Below are 273 nucleotides of genomic sequence, written 5' to 3'. Positions count from 1 at the left end.
CCCGCTCGCAGCGGCGAGGCCGTCATCAACAGCACGATTGCGGCTGCGATCAGCCGCGGGCGGGCCTTCATTGGCTTACTCCGGGTCGCTCGGGTCGCACGGATCGCTCGGGTCACCTGAGTCGCTTCGCCGCAGCGCGGCGCTTAACTGCGCGAACAGCCCCATCGCGCACTGGCCGATCACGCGGTAGTCGCTCCGCTGCAGGTCTTCCCGCCCTTCGGACTTGTTGGATTGCGACATGCCCGTGAGCATGCCGTCGGCGGTGAGCCGATC

1 protein-coding gene is annotated in these 273 nt (G+C 68.1%); it reads right to left on the bottom strand.

Features of this window, described 5'->3' with window-relative positions; genetic code table 11:
* Positions 1 to 75: 75 nt before the first annotated feature.
* On the bottom strand, positions 76 to 273 hold a 198-nt coding region (locus R0J87_RS20390), incomplete at its 5' end, for a hypothetical protein (protein ID WP_498888533.1).

Source organism: Halomonas sp. SIMBA_159 (genome assembly GCF_046536035.1).
In the GTDB taxonomy this organism is placed as follows: domain Bacteria; phylum Pseudomonadota; class Gammaproteobacteria; order Pseudomonadales; family Halomonadaceae; genus Vreelandella; species Vreelandella venusta_A.
Note: the sequence above shows the minus strand (reverse complement) of the source record. Positions and strands in the feature narration are given on the sequence as shown.